At 54.9% G+C, this 22,340-nt stretch carries 16 protein-coding genes, 1 tRNA gene and 1 pseudogene; 16 read left to right on the top strand and 2 right to left on the bottom strand.

The window, feature by feature from the left end; genetic code table 11:
* Positions 1–16 precede the first annotated feature (16 nt).
* Positions 17–973, bottom strand: coding sequence for a GSCFA domain-containing protein (locus RIKMI_RS0103360; protein WP_027290424.1), 957 nt, complete (start codon positions 971–973; stop codon positions 17–19).
* A gap of 1,229 nt (positions 974–2,202) precedes the next feature.
* Here RIKMI_RS0103360 and hisG point away from each other — a divergent pair.
* The 15 genes and pseudogenes from hisG (at position 2,203) to RIKMI_RS0103450 (ending at position 19,333) form a co-directional block, all read left to right on the top strand.
* A complete protein-coding gene (gene hisG, locus RIKMI_RS0103370; protein WP_027290426.1) occupies positions 2,203–3,054 on the top strand; it encodes an ATP phosphoribosyltransferase in 852 nt (283 codons plus the stop codon).
* 257 nt (positions 3,055–3,311) lie between these two features.
* Positions 3,312–4,598 (top strand): histidinol dehydrogenase, encoded by a 1,287-nt coding sequence (hisD, locus tag RIKMI_RS0103375; RefSeq protein WP_027290427.1) that lies wholly within the window; start codon positions 3,312–3,314, stop codon positions 4,596–4,598.
* 169 nt (positions 4,599–4,767) lie between these two features.
* Positions 4,768–6,417 carry a histidinol-phosphate transaminase gene (hisC, locus tag RIKMI_RS15270; RefSeq protein ID WP_115356404.1) on the top strand — a complete coding sequence of 550 codons (1,650 nt, stop codon included), beginning with the start codon at positions 4,768–4,770 and terminating at the stop codon, positions 6,415–6,417.
* Positions 6,418–7,220: 803 nt separating this feature from the next.
* Positions 7,221–7,805: an imidazole glycerol phosphate synthase subunit HisH gene (gene hisH, locus RIKMI_RS0103390; RefSeq protein WP_027290429.1), complete on the top strand. Its 585-nt coding sequence runs from the start codon at positions 7,221–7,223 to the stop codon at positions 7,803–7,805.
* Positions 7,802–8,533, top strand: coding sequence for a 1-(5-phosphoribosyl)-5-[(5-phosphoribosylamino)methylideneamino]imidazole-4-carboxamide isomerase (hisA, locus tag RIKMI_RS0103395; protein ID WP_027290430.1), 732 nt, complete (start codon positions 7,802–7,804; stop codon positions 8,531–8,533). The genes hisH and hisA overlap by 4 nt, the downstream gene beginning before the upstream one ends.
* Positions 8,515–9,273: an imidazole glycerol phosphate synthase subunit HisF gene (hisF, locus tag RIKMI_RS0103400; RefSeq protein WP_027290431.1), complete on the top strand. Its 759-nt coding sequence runs from the start codon at positions 8,515–8,517 to the stop codon at positions 9,271–9,273. Before hisA ends, hisF begins: the two co-directional genes overlap by 19 nt.
* Positions 9,274–9,394: 121 nt before the next feature.
* On the top strand, positions 9,395–10,006 hold the full coding sequence (gene hisIE / locus RIKMI_RS0103405) for a bifunctional phosphoribosyl-AMP cyclohydrolase/phosphoribosyl-ATP diphosphatase HisIE (RefSeq protein ID WP_037291431.1): 612 nt from the start codon (positions 9,395–9,397) through the stop codon (positions 10,004–10,006).
* A gap of 144 nt (positions 10,007–10,150) precedes the next feature.
* Positions 10,151–12,232: an alpha amylase C-terminal domain-containing protein gene (locus tag RIKMI_RS0103410; protein WP_037291432.1), complete on the top strand. Its 2,082-nt coding sequence runs from the start codon at positions 10,151–10,153 to the stop codon at positions 12,230–12,232.
* A 573-nt stretch (positions 12,233–12,805) separates the two neighbouring features.
* The gene (locus tag RIKMI_RS0103415) at positions 12,806–13,402 is read left to right on the top strand and encodes a lipocalin-like domain-containing protein (RefSeq protein WP_027290434.1); all 597 of its coding nucleotides are present in this window, start codon (positions 12,806–12,808) and stop codon (positions 13,400–13,402) included.
* A 1,002-nt stretch (positions 13,403–14,404) separates the two neighbouring features.
* On the top strand, positions 14,405–15,517 hold the full coding sequence (locus tag RIKMI_RS0103425; RefSeq protein ID WP_027290436.1) for an ROK family protein: 1,113 nt from the start codon (positions 14,405–14,407) through the stop codon (positions 15,515–15,517).
* Positions 15,518–15,645: 128 nt separating this feature from the next.
* Positions 15,646–15,718, top strand: a tRNA-Met gene (locus RIKMI_RS0103430).
* A gap of 199 nt (positions 15,719–15,917) precedes the next feature.
* Positions 15,918–16,508, top strand: a pseudogene (locus RIKMI_RS15165) (phage integrase SAM-like domain-containing protein); the annotation flags it as partial.
* A gap of 421 nt (positions 16,509–16,929) precedes the next feature.
* Positions 16,930–17,139 (top strand): tyrosine-type recombinase/integrase, encoded by a 210-nt coding sequence (locus tag RIKMI_RS15170; RefSeq protein WP_245584931.1) that lies wholly within the window; start codon positions 16,930–16,932, stop codon positions 17,137–17,139.
* A 359-nt stretch (positions 17,140–17,498) separates the two neighbouring features.
* A complete protein-coding gene (locus RIKMI_RS12915) occupies positions 17,499–18,332 on the top strand; it encodes a DEAD/DEAH box helicase family protein (protein WP_147288441.1) in 834 nt (277 codons plus the stop codon).
* Between the two features lie 230 nt (positions 18,333–18,562).
* Positions 18,563–19,333, top strand: coding sequence for a hypothetical protein (locus RIKMI_RS0103450; protein ID WP_147288440.1), 771 nt, complete (start codon positions 18,563–18,565; stop codon positions 19,331–19,333).
* A 517-nt stretch (positions 19,334–19,850) separates the two neighbouring features.
* Here the strand turns inward: RIKMI_RS0103450 and RIKMI_RS0103455 are convergent.
* The gene (locus RIKMI_RS0103455; protein WP_027290440.1) at positions 19,851–21,821 is read right to left on the bottom strand and encodes an AAA family ATPase; all 1,971 of its coding nucleotides are present in this window, start codon (positions 21,819–21,821) and stop codon (positions 19,851–19,853) included.
* 227 nt (positions 21,822–22,048) lie between these two features.
* Between RIKMI_RS0103455 and RIKMI_RS12920 the strand changes: the two genes are divergently transcribed.
* Positions 22,049–22,327 carry a hypothetical protein gene (locus RIKMI_RS12920; RefSeq protein ID WP_051214311.1) on the top strand — a complete coding sequence of 93 codons (279 nt, stop codon included), beginning with the start codon at positions 22,049–22,051 and terminating at the stop codon, positions 22,325–22,327.
* Positions 22,328–22,340: the final 13 nt, after the last annotated feature.

The following is a 22,340-nucleotide window of genomic DNA, read 5'->3' on the forward strand; positions in this document are numbered from 1 at the left end:
CGCTAACCGCGCAAATTTAGCCAAAAAACCGCAGTTCTTCCCCGAAATCGGCGTTTTTGTACCGTTGTTGCAGCGATTCCGCTTTTTGCCGCATTCCGGCCCTAAAACGGGCATATTGCGGCGAATCGGGATGCAGCGGCCGATGGGCCATCGCTTTTTTCAGTTCGCCGGCGGCAGCGATCAGCTCCGCGGCGTCCGGCGACAGCAGGGTTTCGGCAAAGCGCTCCCGCACGTATGCTACCGCCTGCGGAGAGGGGTGGCACATGTCGTCGGCATAGAAGCGATAGTCGCGCAACTCGCCCGTGACGATTTCGTAAGCCGGAAAGTAATGCACCTGTTCCGGGAAACGGTCGGTAAGTTCGTGCGCTGCCACGATCAGCGAAGATTTGCTCAGTTGGTTTTCCGTCAGTCCGTCGCCGCGGTGGATCACCGGGCTGACAGTCAGAATCACCCGCAGCGCGGGCCGCGAGGCGATACGTTCGGCCAACAGTTCGACCGTTTCGGCCACCGTCATCCGCCGCCGCGTGAAGGTACTCGCGGGCAGTTTATGGCAGTTGGCGACCACCCGGCCCTGCCGCTCATAGACCCATGCCGTACCGAAGGTCAGGAGCAGGTAATCGGCTTTTTCCAAAGCTCCGGCGCCGTCGATCCGCGCCCGTTCGATCCGTTCCAGTACGGTCTTTTTGTCCGGTCCGGAGAAGTCGCCATGATGCAGGGGGCTGTGCCACAACCCGTCGTGTTCGAACAGTTCGTCCTCGCCGAAAGGCTGTCCCGAAACGAGTCGGTCCAGTGTCCGGACGATACTGGTGGGGTTGTATTGCACGCCGAACGGATTGACGCTGACGGGCATTTTCCCGTCGCGAAGCCAGCCGCCGACATGTGCGGCGAAACAGGAACCCAGCACGAGGCCGCGTTGCGAAGGCCCGATACGGAACGGGTAATCGGGTATTTTTGCGGAGATACGGAAGTCCATAAGGGTCGTTTTTTCGACAGGCCGGTACGGCCGGTTTCCCAAAGATACTGCGTTTGGGCATCTGTCCGAAAAATTCCTGCACCGGAATTTGCAAACCGGGAAATAATCCTTACTTTTGCCTTGTCGATAAAACCGCAATGACGCTGAATACGCATATCCGCCATGGCCATCGCCACCATCATCGCTCCGATGAAGGGAGGAACGCTTTTTGCCGCCGCGGATAGGTCGTTTACCGGCACGAACGCATATGAAAGCCTGCTTCTCCCCTCTGGACGAGCAGGCTTTTTCGTTGCAGACGGTCCGTGCGCACGACGGGTACGCGGCAAACGTCCCCGAACGGCGGAAGCCGCGGACCGGGGTATTCGCCGACCCTGCGGGGTCGGCGAAAGACAGGCTATTAAACCTACGGTTAAATTGTACTTGTCTGTCGCCAACGGGCGTTTGTTTTTTTGTCCCGCTCCTGCCGCGGAGGCACCGGCTTCTCCGGCCGCCTCATGCCGGCGGGGCATCTCCTTTTTTGCGCGACCAAAAAAGGAGACAAAAAAGTCGCCGGGAATGCGATTCCCCGTTCTCGACTCCCGTCGGAACGGAAAATCGCACATTCCCGGGCCGGGAGCCTCTGCCTGAAGCCAGTGCGGGCTAAACCGGAGGGCCGGTAGACCGTCCCGAATGTGGAAGAGATGCGGGGCGCAGCCTGCGGGGGAACGCAACAATCGCGTGAGCGATTGCTTTTGCGAGCCTCCCGAGGGGGAGGCGTCCGGCCCGCCCGCTAACGCAGAAACTGATTTTAAACTGTACGATTTTTTATTGATGCGATTCGAAAGAATCGCCGGCTTATGCGCCCAAGCCGCTTTGCGGCTTCGGGGGGTGGGCGCAAAGCCGATAAATGAGATAATTTAACCATAGGTTTAATCGTCCGCGTAGCGGCCAGCCCGAACCGACGCAGCAGCTGAACGCCATCGAACCTGTTCGTATGGCCGAGGCGCCAGGAGGAAGCCGGAACGGCAACCCACCCCCGGCGCAGGGCTGCAACTCGCAAAGCTCGTTTGGGCCTCGCTGGCTCCGGGCGACAACATATAAATTGAACCGTAGGTTTAAGAAGTACTTCCGGCTTCTTACATTGGTGTCGAAGCACGGACAGAGGCCTCGGGCCGCCGCCATCCGCAGGACGGCAAAAGACAAAAACAGACGGCATACGCACGAAACAACAAATATTGACACCGCATATGATGATACGCATCGCACTCCAGTCCAAAGGACGGCTCAACGAAGACAGCCTGGCTCTGCTGGCCGAAGCCGGCATCGGCATCGAGCCGAGCAAACGCAAACTGCTGTCGCGTTCGGACGATTTCCCCATCGAGATCCTCTACCTGCGCGACGACGACATTCCGCACGCCGTCGAACGCGGCGTGGCCGATATCGGCATCGTGGGCCTCAACGAATACGAAGAACGCCAATGCGGAGCAGCCATCGTACACCGTCTCGGTTTCGGCAAATGCCGCCTTTCGCTCGCCATCCCCAAAGGAGAGTCCTATGCCGGCCCGGCATATTTCGCCGGGAAACGGATCGCGACCTCTTATCCCGTTATCCTGCGCAAATTCCTGACTGAAAAACAGATAGAAGCCGAGATCGAAGAGATCGCCGGTTCGGTGGAGATCGCCCCCGCCGTGGGGCTGGCCGACGCCATCTTCGACATCGTCAGCAGCGGCGGCACGCTGGTCTCCAACGGCCTGAAAGAGGTCGAAACGGCCATGCACTCCGAAGCCGTGCTGATCGCCACGCCGGGACTGGCGGCCGAGAAACAGGCTCTGCTCGACCAGCTGCTGTTCCGTATCGAATCGGTGGAACGAAGCCGGGGCAAGAAATATATCCTGATGAACATCCCGACCGACCGCATCCCGGAGGCGGCGGCGATCCTGCCGGGAGTCAAAAGCCCGACGATCCTGCCGCTGGCCGAAGCGGGCTGGAGTTCGATGCACGCCGTGGTGGACGAACGGGCGCTCTGGCAGAAAATCGAGCGGCTCAAGGCCATTGGCGCCGAAGATATTCTGGTACTGGCTCTCGAAAAGATGATTTTGTAAACTATTCCGCGACAGCGGCCGGGCCGAACCGACACAGCAGCCGGGTGTCATCGAACTCGTTCGTATGGCCGAGGCGCCAGGAGGAACCGAGCGACGTACCGAGACCGGAGACCGTTCACGGGCTTCGGCGAGGAAGCGCGAGGAAGCCGTAGGCAACCTGGAGCGGCAACCCACCCCGGCGGAGGCCTGCAACTCGCGTGGCTCGTTTGCCGCCCTGCTGGCTTCGGCGGCCATAAAAACGAATAATCAGTCAAACCATGAAAACCTATACCCATCCGCCGCGCGACCAATGGAAAATCCTCCTTGCAAGGCCGTTGCAGCAAGAGAACGAGACGATCCGGCAGCGGGTCGAACAAATCATCGACCGTGTCCGCCGGGACGGAGACGCCGCCCTGCGCGAATTGTCCGACCAGTTCGACGGCGTGAAACTCGTGTCGCCGGTCGTAACGGACGAAGAAATCGAGGCGGCCGACGGCCGGTTGTCCGAAACGTTGAAAGCCGCCATCCGGCAGGCACGCGAGAACATCGCGGCTTTCCACGGCGCACAGAAAATGGCGCCGGTCCGGGTGGAGACCATCCCGGGCGTCGTCTGCGAACAGCGCAGCGTGCCGATCCGCAGCGTGGGCCTTTATGTGCCGGGGGGCAGCGCGCCGCTGTTTTCCACGGTGCTGATGCTGGCGGTGCCGGCGCAGATCGCCGGATGCCGGGAAATCGTGCTCTGCACCCCGCCGCGCCGGGACGGTACGGTGGCTCCGGAAATACTCTGGACGGCGCGGCTCTGCGGCGTCACCCGCATTTTCAAGGTCGGCGGAGCGCAGGCTGTGGCCGCCATGGCGTTCGGCACGCAGAGCATACCGAAGGCGGACAAGGTGTTCGGGCCGGGCAACCGTTATGTCACGATGGCCAAACAGCTGTTGGGACTGAGCGCCGTGGCGATCGACATGCCGGCGGGGCCGTCGGAGGTGATGGTGCTGGCCGACGGTACGGCGCGGGCGGAGTTCGTGGCGGCCGACCTGCTGTCGCAGGCGGAACACGGCCCGGACAGCCAGGCGATTCTGGTTACCACGTCGGCGGCATTGGCAAAGGAGGTCGCCGCGCAGGTGGAAAAGCAACTGCGGGCATTGAACCGGGCCGACATCGCGGCCAGGGCGTTGGAGGAAAGCCGTATCTTCGTGGTGGCTTCCGACGAGGAGATGGCGGCGATGGCGAACTGTTACGCGGCGGAGCATCTGATCGTGGAAACAGCGGATCCGGAGGCGGTGGCGCTGCGGATCGAACATGCGGGGAGTATCTTCCTGGGTCACTTCTCGCCGGAGAGCGTGGGAGACTACGCGTCGGGCACGAACCATACGCTGCCGACGAGCGGCTGGGCCGTGGCGTACAGCGGGGTGAATCTGGACAGCTTTTGCAAAAAAATCACGTTGCAACGCCTGACTGCCGAAGGCCTCCGGAACATCGGGGAAACGGTGGAACGCATGGCGACGGCCGAGGGACTGGACGCGCACCGGAATGCGGTAACCGTCCGATTGAATACTTGCAAATAACCGTTCGTTTATCCGTATAGTTACATCGGGTAATTCATCCGCTTTGCGGCCCGGAGCCAGCGAGGGCAAAACCGTAGGTTGCAGCCCTTCGCCGGGGGTGGCTTCGGGCTGGCCGCTACGCGGACAATTGCCGTGCAGATAAACGAACAGATAATTACATAGGATACGAATGGAGATCACATCACTTTTCCGCGAGAATATCAGACAGCTGGCTCCCTACTCCACAGCCCGCGACGAATACGACGGCGAGTTGGGGATATACCTCGACGCCAACGAGAACCCCTTCGACAACGGTTTCAACCGTTACCCCGACCCCCACAACAAACGCATACGTGCGAAAATCTCCGCCATGCGCGGCATTCCCGCCGAGCGGATTTTCGTAGGCGGCAACGGCAGCGACGAACCCATCGACCTGCTGTTCCGCGTCTTTTGCGAACCCCGGCAGGACGAAGCCCTCTCCATCTCCCCCAGCTACGGCATGTACCGCGTGGCAGCCGCCACCAACGACATCCGGCTCGTCGAAGCGCCCCTGACCGAAGACTTCCGCCTCGACACCGAAGCGTTCCTCTCCCGCGCCACCCACCGGACGAAATTAGCGTTCCTTTGTTCTCCCAACAACCCCTCCGCCAACCTGCTCGACCCCGCCGAAGTGGAAAAAGTCATCCGCGGGTTCGACGGTATCGTCGTGCTCGACGAAGCCTATATCGACTTCGCGGAACACGAAGGGTTCCTGCCCCGTCTGGCGGAATTTCCGAACCTGGTCGTACTGCAAACCCTGTCGAAAGCCTGGGGCATGGCCGGTATCCGGATCGGGTTCGCATTCGCCGCTCCCGAAATCGTGGCCGCGATGGAACGCATCAAATATCCCTATTCGGTGAACATCATTACCGAACGGCTTGTTTTGCAGGAACTCGAACGGGAAAATCTCCGCCGGGAACAAATCGCCCTGCTGGTCGAAGAGCGTCGGAAACTGGTCGCGGCACTGGAAAAAATTCCGCTGATCCGACACGTGTTTCCCTCCGATGCCAACTTCGTACTGGTGCGGGTCGATGAGCCGCGCCGCGTCTACGACAACCTGATCTCACGGGGCATTATCGTGCGCGACCGCTCCCGGATCGCCGGCTGCGAAGGGTGCCTGCGGCTGACCGTGGGAACGCCCGACGAAAACGTTGCGTTGATCGAGGCCCTGCGGTACCCCGACCGGCCGTTCGACAAAAGCGCGGCACCTGCCGCAAGCGGAAGCCGCCGCGCGACAGTAACCCGCAAGAGCCGCGAGACCGATATTACGGCGACGCTCGACCTCGACAATGCTTCGCCGTCGAAGATTTCGACCGGACTGGGCTTTTTCGACCACATGCTGGACCAGATCGTCCACCACGGCGGTTTTTCGCTGGAGCTGACCGCCCGGGGCGATCTCCATGTGGACGAGCACCATACCATCGAAGACACCGCTCTGGTACTGGGCGAGGCGTTCCGGCAGGCGTTGGGCGACAAACGGGGAATCGGCCGTTACGGTTTCGCACTGCCGATGGACGAGAGCCGGGCGCTGGTGCTGCTCGATTTCGGCGGACGGATCGCCACGCGGTGGGACGTGGAGTTGAAACGGGAGCGGATCGGCGATGTGCCGACGGAGATGTTCGAACATTTCTTCGACAGCTTCGCACAGGCCGCCCGGTGCAACCTGCACATCGCAGCGCGGGGCCGAAACGAACACCACCTGATCGAGGGCGTTTTCAAGGCTTTTGCACGGGCGTTGCGAATGGCTGTCGAACGGAAACCGCTCGATTTCGATCTTCCGAGTTCGAAAGGGTTGCTGTAAAGACTCGCCCGCCGATACGGAGATTTGGTTTTAACTGTCCTTTTAATTTGCAGGTTAAAGCCCGGAGCCAGCGAGGGCAAGACCGAGCTTCGCGAGTGTTGCAGCCGTTAACTTCGCTTCGCTCGTTGTCCTCCTCGCCGCTCGGCCATTCGTGCGAGCCCGATGGCTCTCGCTAGCAGCGTCGGTTCGCCGGGGATGGGTTGCCGTTCCGGCTTCCTCCTGGCGCCTCGGCCATACGAACAAGTTCGATGGCACTCGGCTGCTGCGTCGGTTCGGGCAGGCCGCTACGCGGATAAATAACTGTACTGTTAAAATATAAGTTTCCGCGTTAGCGGGCGGGCCGGACGCCTCCCCACGGGAGGCCCGCAACTCTCGCGCTGCTCGATACGGTCGCTCCCGGGCGCCCGACCCGAATGAAAAATAACCGTACCGGTTTAAAAGTACTCCCGGCTTCTTACATTGGTGTCGCAGTACGGATAGAGATTGCTGACCCGGGAATGTGCGATTTCCCGGTCCGACGGGAGTCGGGAACGAGGAATCGCATTCCTGGCGACTTCTTTGCTTACTTTTTTGGTCGCGCAAAAAAGGAGATGCCTCGCCGGCATAAGGCGTCCGGAGAAACCGGTGCCCCCGTGGCAGGAGCGGACAAAAAAGAACAAGTACCCGCCGGCATAAGGCGTCCGGCACAGCCGATGCCCCGGCATAAGCGGGCGAAGAAAAGACAAACGCCCGTCGGCGAAAGACAAAGTTAAAAGCGCCGGCGATCCGGCCGGACAAGCCGAACGAACAAAACGATCGAACTTATGGTAACGATAATAGATTACGATACCGGCAACCTGCGGTCAGTCGTCAATGCATTGGAACGTCTGGGCGCGGACTATACGCTGACCGCCGACCCCGCCGCCGTCCGCAACGCCGAACGCGTCCTGCTGCCCGGCGTGGGCGAAGCCTCCGCCGCCATGGGACGGCTCCGCGAGAAAGGACTCGTCGAGACCCTGAAAAACCTCGAATGTCCCGTGCTGGGCATCTGCCTCGGCATGCAGCTGCTGTGCGCCCGCAGCGAAGAGGGCGACACCGAATGCCTCGGCATCTTCCCGAACCGCGTGCGGCGTTTCCCCCCCCGGATCGGCCTGAAAGTGCCCCACGTCGGCTGGAACTCGATACACCGCCTGCGTTCGCCGCTTTATGAAGGCATCGAAGAGGGCGAATACGTTTACTACGTCCACTCCTACGCCGCCGAAACGAACGCATGCACCGCCGCCACCACCGACTACGGCGGCCCGTTCAGCGGCTCCCTCTGCCGGGACAACTACTTCGGTTGCCAGTTCCACCCCGAAAAGAGCGGAGCCGCAGGCCGCCGGATATTAGCCAACTTCCTTTCATTATGAATATAGAGATCATCCCCGCCATCGACATCATCGGCGGGCAATGCGTGCGGCTGACACAGGGGGACTACGGCCGGAAGACCACCTATGGGGCCGATCCCGTGGAAATCGCCCGCAACTACGAAGCCATCGGCATCCGGCGGCTCCACGTCGTCGATCTGGACGGGGCCAAAGCCGCCGCGCCGCAGAATCTCGGCACCCTGCGCAAAATAGCTTCGGCCACCGGGCTGGACATCCAGTACGGCGGCGGCATCAAAAGCGGCGAAGCCCTGCGGGCCGTTCTGGAGGCCGGAGCGAACCGGGCCATCTGCGGCAGTATCGCAGTCACCGATCCCGAACGGTTCGAAGAGTGGCTCGCGGCTTACGGCCCCGAACATATCGTCCTCGGCGCCGATACGAAAGCCGGAAAAGTGGCCATCAACGGCTGGACGGAATCGTCGGAAACCGACGTGCAGACCGTCATCCGCAGGTTTGCCGCCCGCGGGCTGCGACAGACGATCTGCACCGACATCTCGCGCGACGGTATGCTCGCCGGTCCGAACTTCGACCTGTACGCAACCTTGCAGGAGGAGTTCCCGCAGGTGGAAATCACCGTCAGCGGCGGCATCGCGTCGTCGGACGACATCGTCCGGCTCGACGGCATGGGGCTGCGCAGCGTCATCGTAGGCAAAGCGATCTACGAAGGTCGCATCACGCTTAAAGACTTGGAACAATGCTTGCGAAACGGATAATCCCCTGCCTCGACATCAAGGATGGGCAGACGGTCAAGGGCATCAACTTCACGGGCCTGCGCAACGTCGGCGATCCGGTGGAGCTGGGGCGCCGCTATGCGGACGAGGGAGCCGACGAACTGGTCTATCTCGACATCAGCGCGACCGTCGAAGGGCGCAAAACTTTCGCGGAACTGGTCGCCCGCATCGCACGCGAGATCGACATCCCGTTCACCGTCGGCGGCGGCATCTCCACGGCGGACGACGCAGGCGCCCTGCTGTTGGCCGGAGCCGACAAAGTAACGGTAAACAGCGCGGCGGTACGCCATCCGCAGCTGATCGACGACATCGCCGACCGGTACGGCAGTCAATTCATCGTGGCGGCCATCGACGCCCGGATGGACGACAGCGGACGCTGGGTAGTCACTACCCACGGCGGACGCACGCCGACCGACAAGGAACTGTTCGGCTGGGCGCACGAAGCGCAGGAACGGGGAGCGGGCGAAATTCTCTTCACCTCGATGAACCACGACGGCACGAAGAACGGCTATCCGTGCGAAACGTTCGCCCGGCTGGCTTCAGAACTGTCGATCCCGGTCATCGCCTCGGGCGGGGCGGGAACCGTCGAACATATCGCGGAGGTACTGACCGCGGGCCGGGCCGACGCGGCCCTGGCGGCCTCCATCTTCCATTACGGCGAAATCCCGATACCGGCGCTGAAACAGGCGCTGCGCGAACGGGGGATTCCGGTACGGCTATGAATCGCGCCGCCGGGTGTCTGTTCTGCAAAAAAGGCGGGAACGGACCGACGCAAATAAGGCAGGCCGATAAACAGGGGCATGCCGCACATATTTGTCAAACGATAAAAACAACCACATAACCATGACACCAGACATCGACAAATTGGATTTCACGAAAAACGGCGACGGGCTGCTGCCCGCCATCATTCAGGACGACCGCACGCTGCAAGTGCTGATGCTCGGTTACATGAACCGCGAAGCCTACGAAAAAAGCATGGCCGAAAGACGCGTCACCTTTTACAGCCGCACCAAACGGCGGCTCTGGACCAAGGGCGAAACGAGCGGGAACTACCTCGCTATCGTTTCCGCGGCCATGGACTGCGACGCCGACACGCTGCTGATCCGGGCGATTCCCGCCGGGCCGGTATGCCACACGGGCAACGCGAGCTGTTTTACCGAATCGCCCCGCGAAACGGAAGGGTTCATCCGCTACCTCCAATCGGTGATCCAACAACGCCACCGGGATATGCCGGCCGCCTCCTATACGACCAAATTATTCCAGCGCGGAGTAAATAAAATCGCCCAAAAAGTGGGCGAAGAGGCCGTGGAAACCGTGATCGAAGCGGTGGCGCAGAACAAAGCGGACTTGATCTACGAGGCTTCCGACCTGGTTTATCACCTGCTGGTATTGCTCGAAGCCAACGGCCTGTCGCTGGCCGATCTCGAAAAAGAGCTGGCCAAAAGGCACAAATAAGCGTCTGCGAACAGCCGGCGAAAGGCCGGGAGCAGAGAAAAACCCGAACGGGCCGGGAAGAAAAGCCGTGCGAAGTCCATGCGGCCGCCTCGCCGAAAAAAGTTATATTTGTAAGAGTACTCACCCTTTCAAACGCCGACTCTTATGGACCGCTCCCCGAATACCCCCGCATCCGTCCCGACCATGGTGGAACGGGACCCCTGGCTGCGCCCCGCCGCCGCCGAAATAGCCGACCGGGGCCGTCGTTTCGCCGACCGGCTCGGCGACATCCGCAAATGGAACCGCTCGCTGTCGGACTACGCCAACGCCCACCTCTATTTCGGCATACACTACGACCCCGTCCGACGCGGGTGGTGGTTCCGCGAATGGCTGCCCGGCGCTAAAGAAGTCTTCCTCTTCGGCGATTTCAACGACTGGGAACGCACCCAGTATCCGGCCGAACGGCTGCCCGACTCGAACGGCGTGTGGTCGCTCTTCCTGCCCGATAAAACCACCTGCGGCAGGCTGCGGCACGGCAGCCGGGTGAAAATGTACGTCCACGGGGCCGACGGCACGTGGATGGACCGTATCCCGGCCTACATCCGCCGCGTGGTGCAGAACGAGACGACCAAAGACTACTGCGGTCAGGTGTGGGAACCGCCGACGCCTTTCGACTGGACGGGCGACGACTACGACCTGAACACCCGCACCGCCCGGGACGGAGGCCCGCTCATCTACGAAGCGCATATCGGCATGGCGCAAGAGCGGGAAGGCGTGGGCACCTATAACGAATTTACGGAAAACATCCTGCCCCGGATCAAAGAAGCGGGTTACAACACGATCCAGCTGATGGCCATCGCCGAACACCCCTATTACGGCAGCTTCGGTTACCAGGTGAGCAGCTTTTTCGCCCCCAGTTCGCGTTTCGGAACGCCGGAAGAGCTGAAACGGCTTATCCGGCGGGCGCACGGAATGGGCATCGGCGTGGTGATGGACTTAGTGCATTCGCACTACGTGAAGAACACGAACGAAGGGATCAACCGGCTGGACGGCACCGACTGCCTCTATTCGCGGCCCGGTCCCTCCGGCCAGCATCCGCAATGGGATTCGATGCTCTTCGATTACGGCAAATACGAAGTGCAGCACTTCCTGCTCTCCAACCTCAAGTACTGGCTCGACGAGTTTCACTTCGACGGGTTCCGGTTCGACGCCGTAACCTCCATGCTCTACCGCCACCACGGTATTTCGGCGCCGGAATGGGGGCTGGACGCCTACTTCGGCGACGGGGCCGACCGCGACGCGATCCTCTACCTGACGCTGGCCAACGAACTGGTGCACGAAATCCGTCCCGGCGCGATCACCATCGCCGAAGACGTGAGCGGTATGCCCGGCGTGACCGTACCGATCCGCGAAGGGGGCATCGGTTTCGACTACCGGCTGGGCATGGCCATCCCGGATTTCTGGATCGAATACCTCAAGGACGTGCCGGACGAAGAGTGGAACCTTTACCGGATGTGGGAGGTGCTCTGCAACCGCCTGCCGGGGGTGCGGACGGTCGCCTACTGCGAGTCGCACGACCAGGCGCTGGTGGGCGACAAGACGATTGCTTTCCGACTGATGGACAAGGAGATGTATTTCTCGATGAACCGCGGGTCGCAGAACCTCGCGATAGACCGCGGCATCGCCCTGCACAAGATGATCCGCCTGGTTACCTCCACGCTGGGCGGCGAAGCCTACCTCACCTTTATGGGCAACGAGTTCGGCCACCCGGAATGGATCGACTTCCCGCGCGAGGGCAACGGATGGAGCTACGCCCACGCCCGGCGGCAGTGGTCGCTCTCCGACGCGGATTACCTGCGTTATATCGACCTGAAGCGTTTCGACCGGGCTATGGTGGATCTGCTCAAACGGTACAAGATACTGAGCGCGGGGTACGGCTACCGGTTGAAAATCGACGAGGCGAACCGAACGCTGGTCTACGAACAGGCCGGGCTGCTGTTCGTCTTCAACTGGCACCCGTCGGCCAGCATCCCGGACTACGAACTGCCTGTGCCGGAGCCGGGGAAATGGCGGGTCGTGCTCAGCAGCGACGAGGAGCGGTTCGGCGGCGCCGGGCGCGTGCTGTCGGGCGAACGCAGCGGGGAATATTTCACCTACGCCCGCACGGACGGCGACGGAGCGACCCGGAATTACATGCGGATATACAACATCAACCGTTCCGCGCTGGTCTTCGAGCGGGTGGATTGACGAACGGCCGCGGCGGCGTTGCCGAGCGACTGCACCGCCTTGGGGGACGGGTATGGAACCGGGGAGAAGGGAGTCGGCGCAACCCGCCTGTCCGCCGGATGACGCGAAGACATCCGCGTGCGGACTGTGGAACAAAGGGATAAAATCGAGGTAAGTATATACGACTTTACCCCAAACGGGGTGATGATCGCCCTGAACGGCTCTGCGGTACCGTCAGGCACAGGGGGCCGGGACTCTTGCACGAACCGGGGGACGCGCGGGCCGAAAACAGGGGTAAAAATCATCGACATATCAGTATCGAATCAAGCATCCTGTTTGTTCCGAGAACCCGATTATACACACTGATATACCGATACCCGATTATATACTTCGATATACCTATCGGTTCTCATCGATACTTTTTCGGCCCGCGCCGGATCTTCCGGGTCTTTTGTCCGGGTTTGTACCGCCTCATGCCGTCCGGCGCCGATCCGATGCGGGGTTATCGGGAAATTTGCGTAAAATAATATATAGTACCTAAATTTGTTGCCAGGACATAACCAGGCCCTTAGGGGCTGCAAATACCGTAAAACCATGAAGAAAAACCTCTTTTTCCCGGCCGCCGCAACCGTGACGGCACTGGCTTTGGCCTCCTGCGGTTCGAAGCCCGCCGCTCCGCAGACCGTGGAAGGCGCGGTGCTGGACGCTTCGATGAACAACATCACGCTGGTCACGACAGCGGGCGACACGCTGAACATCAGCACGATGAATGCAGATCCGGCGAAAGTGCCGGGCGTAACGGTCGGCGATTCGGTATCGGTAACCTGCGCCGAGACCGATGCGGACGGGGTAAAAGTCATGCAGGCTCAGGAACTGACGGTGAAGTCCGGCTCGTCCGACCGCCGTATCCAGGGCGAATGGACGGAGCCGAATCCGATCGACTCTGCGGCGGTGCAGGGCTTCCGGCTGAATCCGGACGGGACGGCCGAGTCGATCGGCATGGCGACCTTGCAAATCACCGCATGGACGCTGACGGACGGCAAAACCCTGATACTCCGGACGACGAGCATCGGCAACAAACAGACGATCGAGGGGCAGGACACGCTGACGGTCGATAAGCTGGACGCAGACTCGCTGGTACTGTCGAACGGGTCGGGATACGTGCAGTGGCGCCTGGCGCGGCAACAATAACATACACCGGTACCGGTTTTCAAACGGCCTCTTTCCCTTCGGCGGGAAGAGGCCGTTCCCGCCATCTGCGGTCGGGCGCGCCGGTAACGGCAGGCCGCCGCCGGACGGTAACTTTCCGAAAAAACAGCAGCCCGGGCATACCGCTCTGTTTAAACCGTTTCCGCGTACCGCCCGTACAGCGACCGCGAGACATGCCCCGGCAGTTTCCCGGAATCTTCAGGGTACACCGCGCACCGACGACGATGATAATACCGACTTCCCGATTATATCCTGCGATATTACCCATTGGTTTTCGTCGATACCTTTTCGATGCAAGCCCAGGCACAAGACCCGGAGGGTCCGGCACGAGCTGAAAAAATCATGCCGTGTAAAATAATAGGTAAGTATATACGACTTTACCCTATATTATATGCACGCCTGATTTTCAGTATATTTCGTCCCGCGCCCACCCCCTTAAGCAGAGAAAGCCCCGGTCCCCTGTGCCGAGCGGCACCGCAGGGCCGTGTAGGGAGATCGTTATCCGATTTTGGGTAAAATCATATATACTTACCCAATAATATATAATTACCTTACCCGATTATATACTTTGATATACCATTAATTTTCACCGGCGTTTTTTCGGCTCGCGCCGGACCCTCCGGGTCTTTTGCCCGGGTTTGTACCGCCTCATGCCGTCCGGCGCGGAGCCGATAGAGGGAGATTATCACCGAATAGGTTTGGTATACCAAAGTATATAATCGGGTTACCTTAATATTCTGTATATCAGTGTATATAAACGGGTGCGACTTTACCCAAAGCCGTGCGGCGTTCCCCCCCAGCCGGCTCTGCGTCGGGCGGCGCAGAGAGCCGGGTTTTCTCCGCCTAAGGGGACAGGTGCGGGCCGACATGCGCTGAAAACCAGATATATTTATAAAATAGGGTAAAGTTGTATATAGTTACCTGCCGTATTATTACTTATATTTGCTTTCATAACCTGAACAATCTAAACAATTACGACGCACTATGAGCTACAATAACGACCCGCGTACCGTGATGACCCTGGATGCAGGCGGAACCAATTTCGTTTTCGGCGCCATCCGCGGCTGCGAAGAGATCGTGGAGCCGATCCATTTGCCTTCGGCCGCCAACAACCTCGAACTGAGCCTCGCCAACCTGGTGAACGGATTCCACGCCGTACGCTCGCGCCTCAAGGAGGCTCCGGTAGCGATCAGCTTCGCCTTTCCCGGCCCGGCCGACTACCCGAACGGCATCATCTGGAACATCGGCAACCTGCCGGCCTATAAAGGCGGCGTGGCCGTAGGGCCGATGCTGGCGGCAGAGTTCGGTATTCCGGTGTTCATCAACAACGACGGCGACCTGTACGCCTACGGCGAAGCGATCAGCGGCTACCTGCCGTGGGTCAACGCGCAGCTCGAAAACGCGGGCAGCCCCAAACGGTACCGTAACCTCGTCGGCCTGACGCTCGGCACCGGTTTCGGCGGCGGGATCGTACGGGACGGAGAGCTGTTCCTCGGCGACAATTCGGCGGCGGCGGAAGTATGGCTGCTGAGCCAGCGTTACCACCAGGAGCAGAACATCGAAGAGTCGATCAGCATCCGCGCCGTGCGCCGCGTCTACGGCGAACTGACAGGCACTCCGTCGGACAAGCTGCCGCACCCGAAAGATATTTACGAAATCGGGATCGGCGAAAAAGAGGGGGACAAATTCGCCGCGCAGGAGGCTTTCCGGCGCATGGGGCAGGCGTTGGGCGACGCCCTGTGCAACGTGCTGACCATCGTGGACGGTATCGCGGTGATCGGCGGAGGCGTGGCCGGGGCGCGTTCATTGTTCGTACCGGCGATGATGGAGGAGGTGCACGGTCGGTTCACGGGGGCGACGGGCGCCGAATTCCCGCGCCTGGCGCAAAAGGCGTTCTATCTGGACGACGAAGCGCAGATGGCCGAATTCCTGCAAGGGGAGGTCAAGCAGCTCCAGATTCCGAACACGAACGAAAGGGTCACGTATGATTCCATGCCGCGCGTGGGGATCGGCTTCTCGCGCATCGGTACGAGCAAGGCGATCAGCATCGGGGCGTACGCTTATGCGCTGAATGCGCTGGACCGTACCTCCCGGTAGGTTTTGCACCTGGTTTTCATTCCGTTTCCCGGCCGTTCTTTTCCGGAACCAGCCGGGAAACGGAACTTTTTTCGGCATAAGGTTTGCAATTTACAAAAAAGGCGTTACCTTTGCATCCGTAATATGATCGCGGGGTGGAGCAGTTGGCAGCTCGTTGGGCTCATAACCCAAAGGTCGGAGGTTCGAGTCCTCCCCCCGCTACACAAGACGGTTTGTATCGCAAGATGCAGACCGTCTTTCTTTTGATTGTCAGCGAATTGCAATTTTGCATCTTCTTTTGCCAAGGGGATTTTTGCCCTTAAAAGAGGCTATTGGGAGCACAATTTGGAGCACTACTCTATTTCTTCGGGAATACAACTAACCATTTGTTTATCAGTGGATTTAATCTCTTTCAATCCACATGATTTCTCTACTCAAAACCTCATTTATCCTCCTTGCCAACCGTTGCAACAGTCGGGGAACGGCACCCATATTCTGCCGCATAAGCATCGGAAAACTTCGTAAGACCTTTGCTACGGGTATTTTCATCCCGCCCAGACAGTGGAGCAAGCTATCCCAACGAGTATTGGGCTCGACACCCGAAGAGAAGCTCATCAACAACCGATTATCGGACTTGGAAGCCCAATTTGCCCGGATAGAAAAGCAACTCTACGACGAAAGCAAGACGCCCTCATTAGAGGCTGTTTACGCCTGTTATTCAGGCTCCGAAGAGGAGATCACCCTCTGCCAGATTTACGACCTAAAACTGGCTAAAATGGAGCTTCTCGCAGGCAGGGAGTACACTCCGGCCACCACTCAAAAGTTCCACGAGGTATACGGTCATCTGAAAGTTTATCTTTCTGAAAATCGAGCAAAAAAGGAATCCCAACGAAAACCGGACATTCCGCTCAAACAGCTGGATTACGGCTTCATCAAGCGTTTCGAGGAGCATCTGTTGGCTCGGAGTCTCAAACCGATCACGATCAACAAGATCATCCAACGACTGCACCAGGTCGTCGGCTATGCTGTCAAATGCAGGCATCTCCAGTGCGATCTATTTGCGGACTATAAGCCCTTAAAAGAGAAGAAACGCTTGGTTTACCTCACCCCGGAAGAGTTGCAGAGGCTCGAAAACTACCGTTTTTCGCAGTATCGGCTGGAGCAGGTGAAAAACATCTATCTCTTCTCGGTCTACACGGGCTTGGCCTACAACGAGGCTTCGCAACTCCAACGCAAACACCTGATTACAGGGGCTGACGGTAAACCGTGGATCGAGATGGTACGCAGAAAGACCGGGCGGGAGTTATCCATTCCTTTATTACCACAGGCCTCCGAGTTGCTGACGATTTTATCTCCCCAAGGGGAGGATAGTTTTCTCTTGTCTCGCATTTCGAACCAGAAGGATCAACTCTTACCTCAAGGAGATTGCAGAAGTGACGGGCATCGACAAGCATCTAACGCACCACACAGCCCGCAAGACGTTCGCAACGACGGTACTGCTTTACAACGATACACCAATAGAGATCGTAAGCAAGCTACTGGGTCATGTGGATATTGCTGTCACACAGCGTTCCTACGCTGAGGTGCTCCACCACAGCATCAGCAGACACATGACTCTCCTCCAACAAAAACTGGCGAAATAGGCGTATATTTGAATGGAATGTGTAGCATATTCTACACACTTCGTTCTTGAATTCAAATCAAACCAACCGCGTATGAGACCTAAGAGTATTAATCCGGTGACTCCCGCAAAGCAATGGGAAGAATATAATATTGCATCATCGAACATCATGACGGAAGAGAGTTTGCCAAATTTCTTGGAGGTGCCAAAGTAATCCGCGAGGAGATTGATGAATCGGAATATGTAACGACTGATCCTGCTTGTACAGGAGAACACTTCATTTACAATTTGCGATTTTCTCAAACATTGGCCGTACATACCGTATCATGGATCAATTATCCTCATTTACATGGAGATATTCGTTTCAGAGAAGGCAAACGGATGCGTGACAATTTCGATCGCATGCCTTATAGCATTATAGACAAACAAGTTACGGGAATCGGAGTAACTACATTGGAATTAAGTAGCCCACGTAATTCAATCGTCGTAGTTCCGACCAAATCGCTGGCAAACAACAAAGCTTTCAATTTTCCCAACAGTCGCTATATCGGGAGTCCCATACCGGGACTACAACCACGTTTTAATAGGCGATCCATAGAAAACTACTTGCGGGATAGTTCTATCCCGCATAAAAAGTTTATTGTTGTGGCTGATAGTTTACCAAGGCTATTGGATATTATTGGAGAGGATCGTTACGACGATTTTTTCCTTATGATCGACGAGACCGATATGATGCAGGCTGACAGCATGTTTCGCCCGGCATTGGAAAAATTGATCGACTATTATTTCCTGTTCAATTACAAAAAACGGGCTGGGGTATCGGCAACCATAAAAGATTTCAGCCATCCTGATTTACAAACAGAGCCCCGGATTACAATCCGATTTATAGAACCTCCACGGCTTCATATCGATGCGATAATCGAAACCAACAATCCCAATGCTACGCTTAAACAACAGATCGAAATACTACGTAACGAATTTCCGGATCAAAAAAACGTCGTAGCATACAATTCCATCACGCTCATTCAAGGATTGGTAAACTGGCTCCCCGAAAATCTGCGAACTGCGTGCGCCATTTTATGTAGCGAAAACAGTAAAGCAGATGCTGGAGAATACTACGATGAGCTTCTCCCGGAAGATAAACTACCCAAATCAATCAATTGCATTACCTGCGCATATTTTGCAGGAGTCGATTTCAATGACGATCCCATCTGATCATGGTTTCCAACTCCCACAAACCATATACGATGGTTTCCGAGGAGCAGATTATCCAGATTGCAGGGCGTTGCCGATCTTCTGAGGGCCTATACAGCCACACCATCATTCACAACCAGGACAATCATCCGCCTGTTGATATTGCAACGTATCAACGCCAATTGGATCACAAAGTTAATACAATCATCACGTTTAAACAGAGCAATGGATAGTTTATCTCCAGATACGGATTGGCAGAACCTGTTTGCAATTCTCAAAACAACCATGGAAGAAAAGGGACAGAACAACTACCCGGAGAAGTTCCGATCAGCCTTACTCAAAAAGATGCTTTCGGCCAATATAGGAAAGCATACTTCAATATGGATGCATTACTAAATCGCTTGATCGTACGCACTCAATTATATAGTCAACGAGAGGAACTATATCTGACACTAAGAGAATCGCACCAAATCGATCAGCATAGACGGGAAGACATCCCCTATACTTCAGAACAAAAAATCGCTGAAAAAACAGCACGAAACGCTATCCAACAGAATAATAACGAAGAGTTGGAAGGCATGATTGAAGAACTTCGCACCGAAGCAGCTTCAAAAGTAATGAGCGAATCCACACTGGAAAATATTACTCGCCATGCTCGACGGCATGGAGCTAACTTTATGATCTATTTCAATAAACTGCGGCCATACATTGACCCGGAGACTCTTCTGGAACAACTACAAGAACGCTTTCAAGGTAACAACAATGATAAGCTACGTTTAACCAATTATGCCAACGCAGTAATTTTCTGGGCTTTGGCTGACAATCATCCTTTTAAAATATTAATACGGGAAGCCTTTGAAGAGAATCAACGTTATACTCCACAAGAGATTTACGATAAACTAAATCCAATATTCAGAAATCAGCACCTTGGCGATCTTCAGAATCCAAGCACCGCAGTAAAATACCTCTTCATCACTCAACGAGGAAATTCCAACCAAGGAGCCTATTACAGGATAACGTGACTATACGCCGAAGAGATTCAGCCAGCCCCCCTAACACATATAGGTTCCGATCAAAATATTATCGATTGGTTCGAGTGTAACTATTAAAAACCACACACTTCGATAATTTATCTTTATACAACTACGAATCATGGCGAATACAATATATGACTAATCCAGTTTTCAGGCATTTTTATGCAGCCGGATGGGACGAGCCCAAGCGTTGGACAATACCCCCCATTGATGATGCTGAGAATAAAGAGTCTTATGAGCACATTTTATTCACACGCATCTCCTCTCAAGTCCACGTTTTCACTGCTTAAACACTGGACTTTAATAGAGCCGGATAAGTGATATATAACTGTATTATCTCCTTCAATATGTAAGGTTTTCTAATTGATCCTTACTTAGTGAAAACATATTTTTACATTCTGGACTACAGTACACAGATTCATTAAACAATGATGATTTGTCTTTGCAACTCAACATAGCAATTTTACAAATTATACTATCGATATACGTCATCGAGACGGTCTTATCATCCGACTTTGTGCAGTATTTTTTCAACAATATTTTTTAATTCTAAAGCCAGCTCGTCATTTATCCATTCTTTGTAATCGTCATCATTTAAAAACTTCAGTATTTTTTCTAAATGTTTACCACGAAAACCTTCTGGTAAATATGCCTCAATAGCTCCTTCTTTCAATATATAAACATTTTCATCCTCTTGGGCACTGATAAACATTTCTATTTGCTCTTTTTCTGTTTGTGATAAACTATGTTGATTAAATTCCATTCTTATAGTTTTAATATACTCCCACAAAGATCGCAAATCCTCCAAATTCCCAGTTTGTATAGCCTCATCTAATTTTTCGACTAGCTGCTTCCCATCCATACTGCCTTCATTTTTTATAACATCCTTGTCGATTTTACGCTGATTGACCTTCATAAGTGTACGTAATGATTCCGGTGCGATCTCTCGCAAATAATCATTGTCAGCAATAACAAAATGAGGCATTTTCAATGCTTCCAAGAAAATTCTGTAACATTCAATGTTATATTTCCCTTTTAATTCTACAATCTCAACTATTTTCTTACTGTTTCGTTCTTGTTGAACCAGGTTCAGTATTTTTTGGAATATCAGACGGTCAGTAATCCCTTCAACTAAAACAACGCTGTCCGCAAAGAATATTTTCTCGTTATTTGTGGCATTAATCAAATGATGAATCTGTTTAACATCTAATGCTTCCGGAATTCGCAAATAGATATGTTTACTACAACTATTCTCTCTATAGATACGATGAATATGTTGATACGAGTCGCTATTAACAAATGCAGGTGCATGTGTAGATATAACAAACTGATTATTCGTTTTGCGAGCTAATTCTTTGAAGATGCGTAGTAAGACCCGCTGCCACTTGGGATGAAGATGCAATTCGGGTTCATCAACAATTATAATTCCCCCTGCTATGCGATAAGCGTAAATACCGAGCAAAAAACTCAGTAATTCCCGTTCCCCAGAACTAGCCTGACCGAGATGAATTTCCCGCCCTCCCTCTTTTAATACGATACTGTATATGTTTTTTGACCTATCTTGGAGCCTCATATCCCATTCATAACCTATTTGTTCCAAAAAGCCTGAGACACTGCAAACCTGTTGATCTTCGGTCCACGACGAGATGTAGCCTGCCTCCAAGCCTTCATACATCCGCCGCTTTTGCGCAAAGAACAAAACTCCTACGGCTAATAAATTAGTAACATCTTTGGATGTCGAACGCATATATTGCGATATCAGTTCATATTGATTGCTACTGGAAAGCGTCGCACATTGGTTCCCCTCGTCTATTCCGCGATAAGGCCCAATGGACATATAATTGATGTGTAAATCAAATATGTCTTCTGCGTCCCGAACCAAGATGGATACCAACTCGAATATGTTTACATAGTGAAGGAAACCGCGCGCTTTAATTTCAGACTGGTCAGGAAGTACCAATTCCGAGTTAATAATCCGGTAGGGAATGATGTCACCGGGGATAAAAAGAGACATATAACCACGCCACTCTTTCGCTAACTGTAACTTATCCCGATATTGCCAATGCTGATTATTATAGCCATAACGCTCCTCTAAAACTTCCAATAACTTATCTATGTAAGTTATTATTTTAATCATATTATCAATATCTTCCTGCTGAAGGATGAATTCAATCTTTATTTCCGAATCTTCCGACTCACTACCTACATACTTTTCCAGATATTTTTTCAATGACCGACCAGTATATTGCATTGCACTCTGAATCGTCAAAAAGGTCCTATTCGGGGCATATTGCACCTCTTGAACCGAATAAATCTGAATAAAATACTCACGGAGAACAACAGACAAAATATCCATAAAATTACTTTTCCCGCTCCCATTGGGCCCAATCAAGATATTAAAATCGGGAAGCAATTCAAACACACTTTCGTCTTTGAAACTTTTGATATTCTTAATTGTGATTTTTTTTATTTTCATCTGCCTGAATTTAACGCATCATTTACAATGACAGTAAAGTTACATTAAATAACACACAGAATCAACATATATTCAACTTTTAAGATGATCATCCCTTCGCGACATTACCGTTTTTATTTTATTAATTTCTTGCCTCCGCGCATAGTACCTTGTGGAAAAGCCCCTCACTTAGTTCGAGGATGGGAGCATACCCCGGCCCTCACCACAAGCCTAATCTACACAAAACCATGCCTAACAACACCTTTCGGTTTCTCCGCACGTGGGAGATCGAAACATTCCGCAAGACGCATCCTCTCGGTGAGATGCAGATCATCCAAAGTCCTAAGACCGGGAAGCACTTTTTCGTCTTCGAAGGTATCCGGGGAACCGTCACACGAAGCTATCAGACAGAGCCACTCATTCACCCCGTCATCTCCGAAATACTCAACCGCAAGACCGGAGAAACATTCTTGCTACTCCACAACCAGTCCGAAAAGCGCACCAAAGAACCCTTCTCAACCCTCTAATTCAATTCTCTCT

The organism is Rikenella microfusus DSM 15922 (assembly GCF_000427365.1).
GTDB lineage: Bacteria > Bacteroidota > Bacteroidia > Bacteroidales > Rikenellaceae > Rikenella > Rikenella microfusus.

Excerpts from the sequence above, each read along its gene's own strand:
- RIKMI_RS12915 (WP_147288441.1), top strand. The coding sequence starts at position 17,499 with ATGCGTGACAATTTCGATCGCATGCCTTATAGCATTATAGACAAACAA.
- hisC (WP_115356404.1), top strand. The coding sequence starts at position 4,768 with ATGGAGATCACATCACTTTTCCGCGAGAATATCAGACAGCTGGCTCCC.
- RIKMI_RS0103425 (WP_027290436.1), top strand. The coding sequence starts at position 14,405 with ATGAGCTACAATAACGACCCGCGTACCGTGATGACCCTGGATGCAGGC.
- hisD (WP_027290427.1), top strand. The coding sequence starts at position 3,312 with ATGAAAACCTATACCCATCCGCCGCGCGACCAATGGAAAATCCTCCTT.
- RIKMI_RS0103455 (WP_027290440.1), bottom strand. The coding sequence starts at position 21,821 with ATGAAAATAAAAAAAATCACAATTAAGAATATCAAAAGTTTCAAAGAC.
- RIKMI_RS0103360 (WP_027290424.1), bottom strand. The coding sequence starts at position 973 with ATGGACTTCCGTATCTCCGCAAAAATACCCGATTACCCGTTCCGTATC.
- RIKMI_RS12920 (WP_051214311.1), top strand. The coding sequence starts at position 22,049 with ATGCCTAACAACACCTTTCGGTTTCTCCGCACGTGGGAGATCGAAACA.
- hisIE (WP_037291431.1), top strand. The coding sequence starts at position 9,395 with ATGACACCAGACATCGACAAATTGGATTTCACGAAAAACGGCGACGGG.
- RIKMI_RS0103415 (WP_027290434.1), top strand. The coding sequence starts at position 12,806 with ATGAAGAAAAACCTCTTTTTCCCGGCCGCCGCAACCGTGACGGCACTG.
- RIKMI_RS0103410 (WP_037291432.1), top strand. The coding sequence starts at position 10,151 with ATGGACCGCTCCCCGAATACCCCCGCATCCGTCCCGACCATGGTGGAA.
- hisF (WP_027290431.1), top strand. The coding sequence starts at position 8,515 with ATGCTTGCGAAACGGATAATCCCCTGCCTCGACATCAAGGATGGGCAG.
- hisA (WP_027290430.1), top strand. The coding sequence starts at position 7,802 with ATGAATATAGAGATCATCCCCGCCATCGACATCATCGGCGGGCAATGC.
- hisG (WP_027290426.1), top strand. The coding sequence starts at position 2,203 with ATGATACGCATCGCACTCCAGTCCAAAGGACGGCTCAACGAAGACAGC.
- hisH (WP_027290429.1), top strand. The coding sequence starts at position 7,221 with ATGGTAACGATAATAGATTACGATACCGGCAACCTGCGGTCAGTCGTC.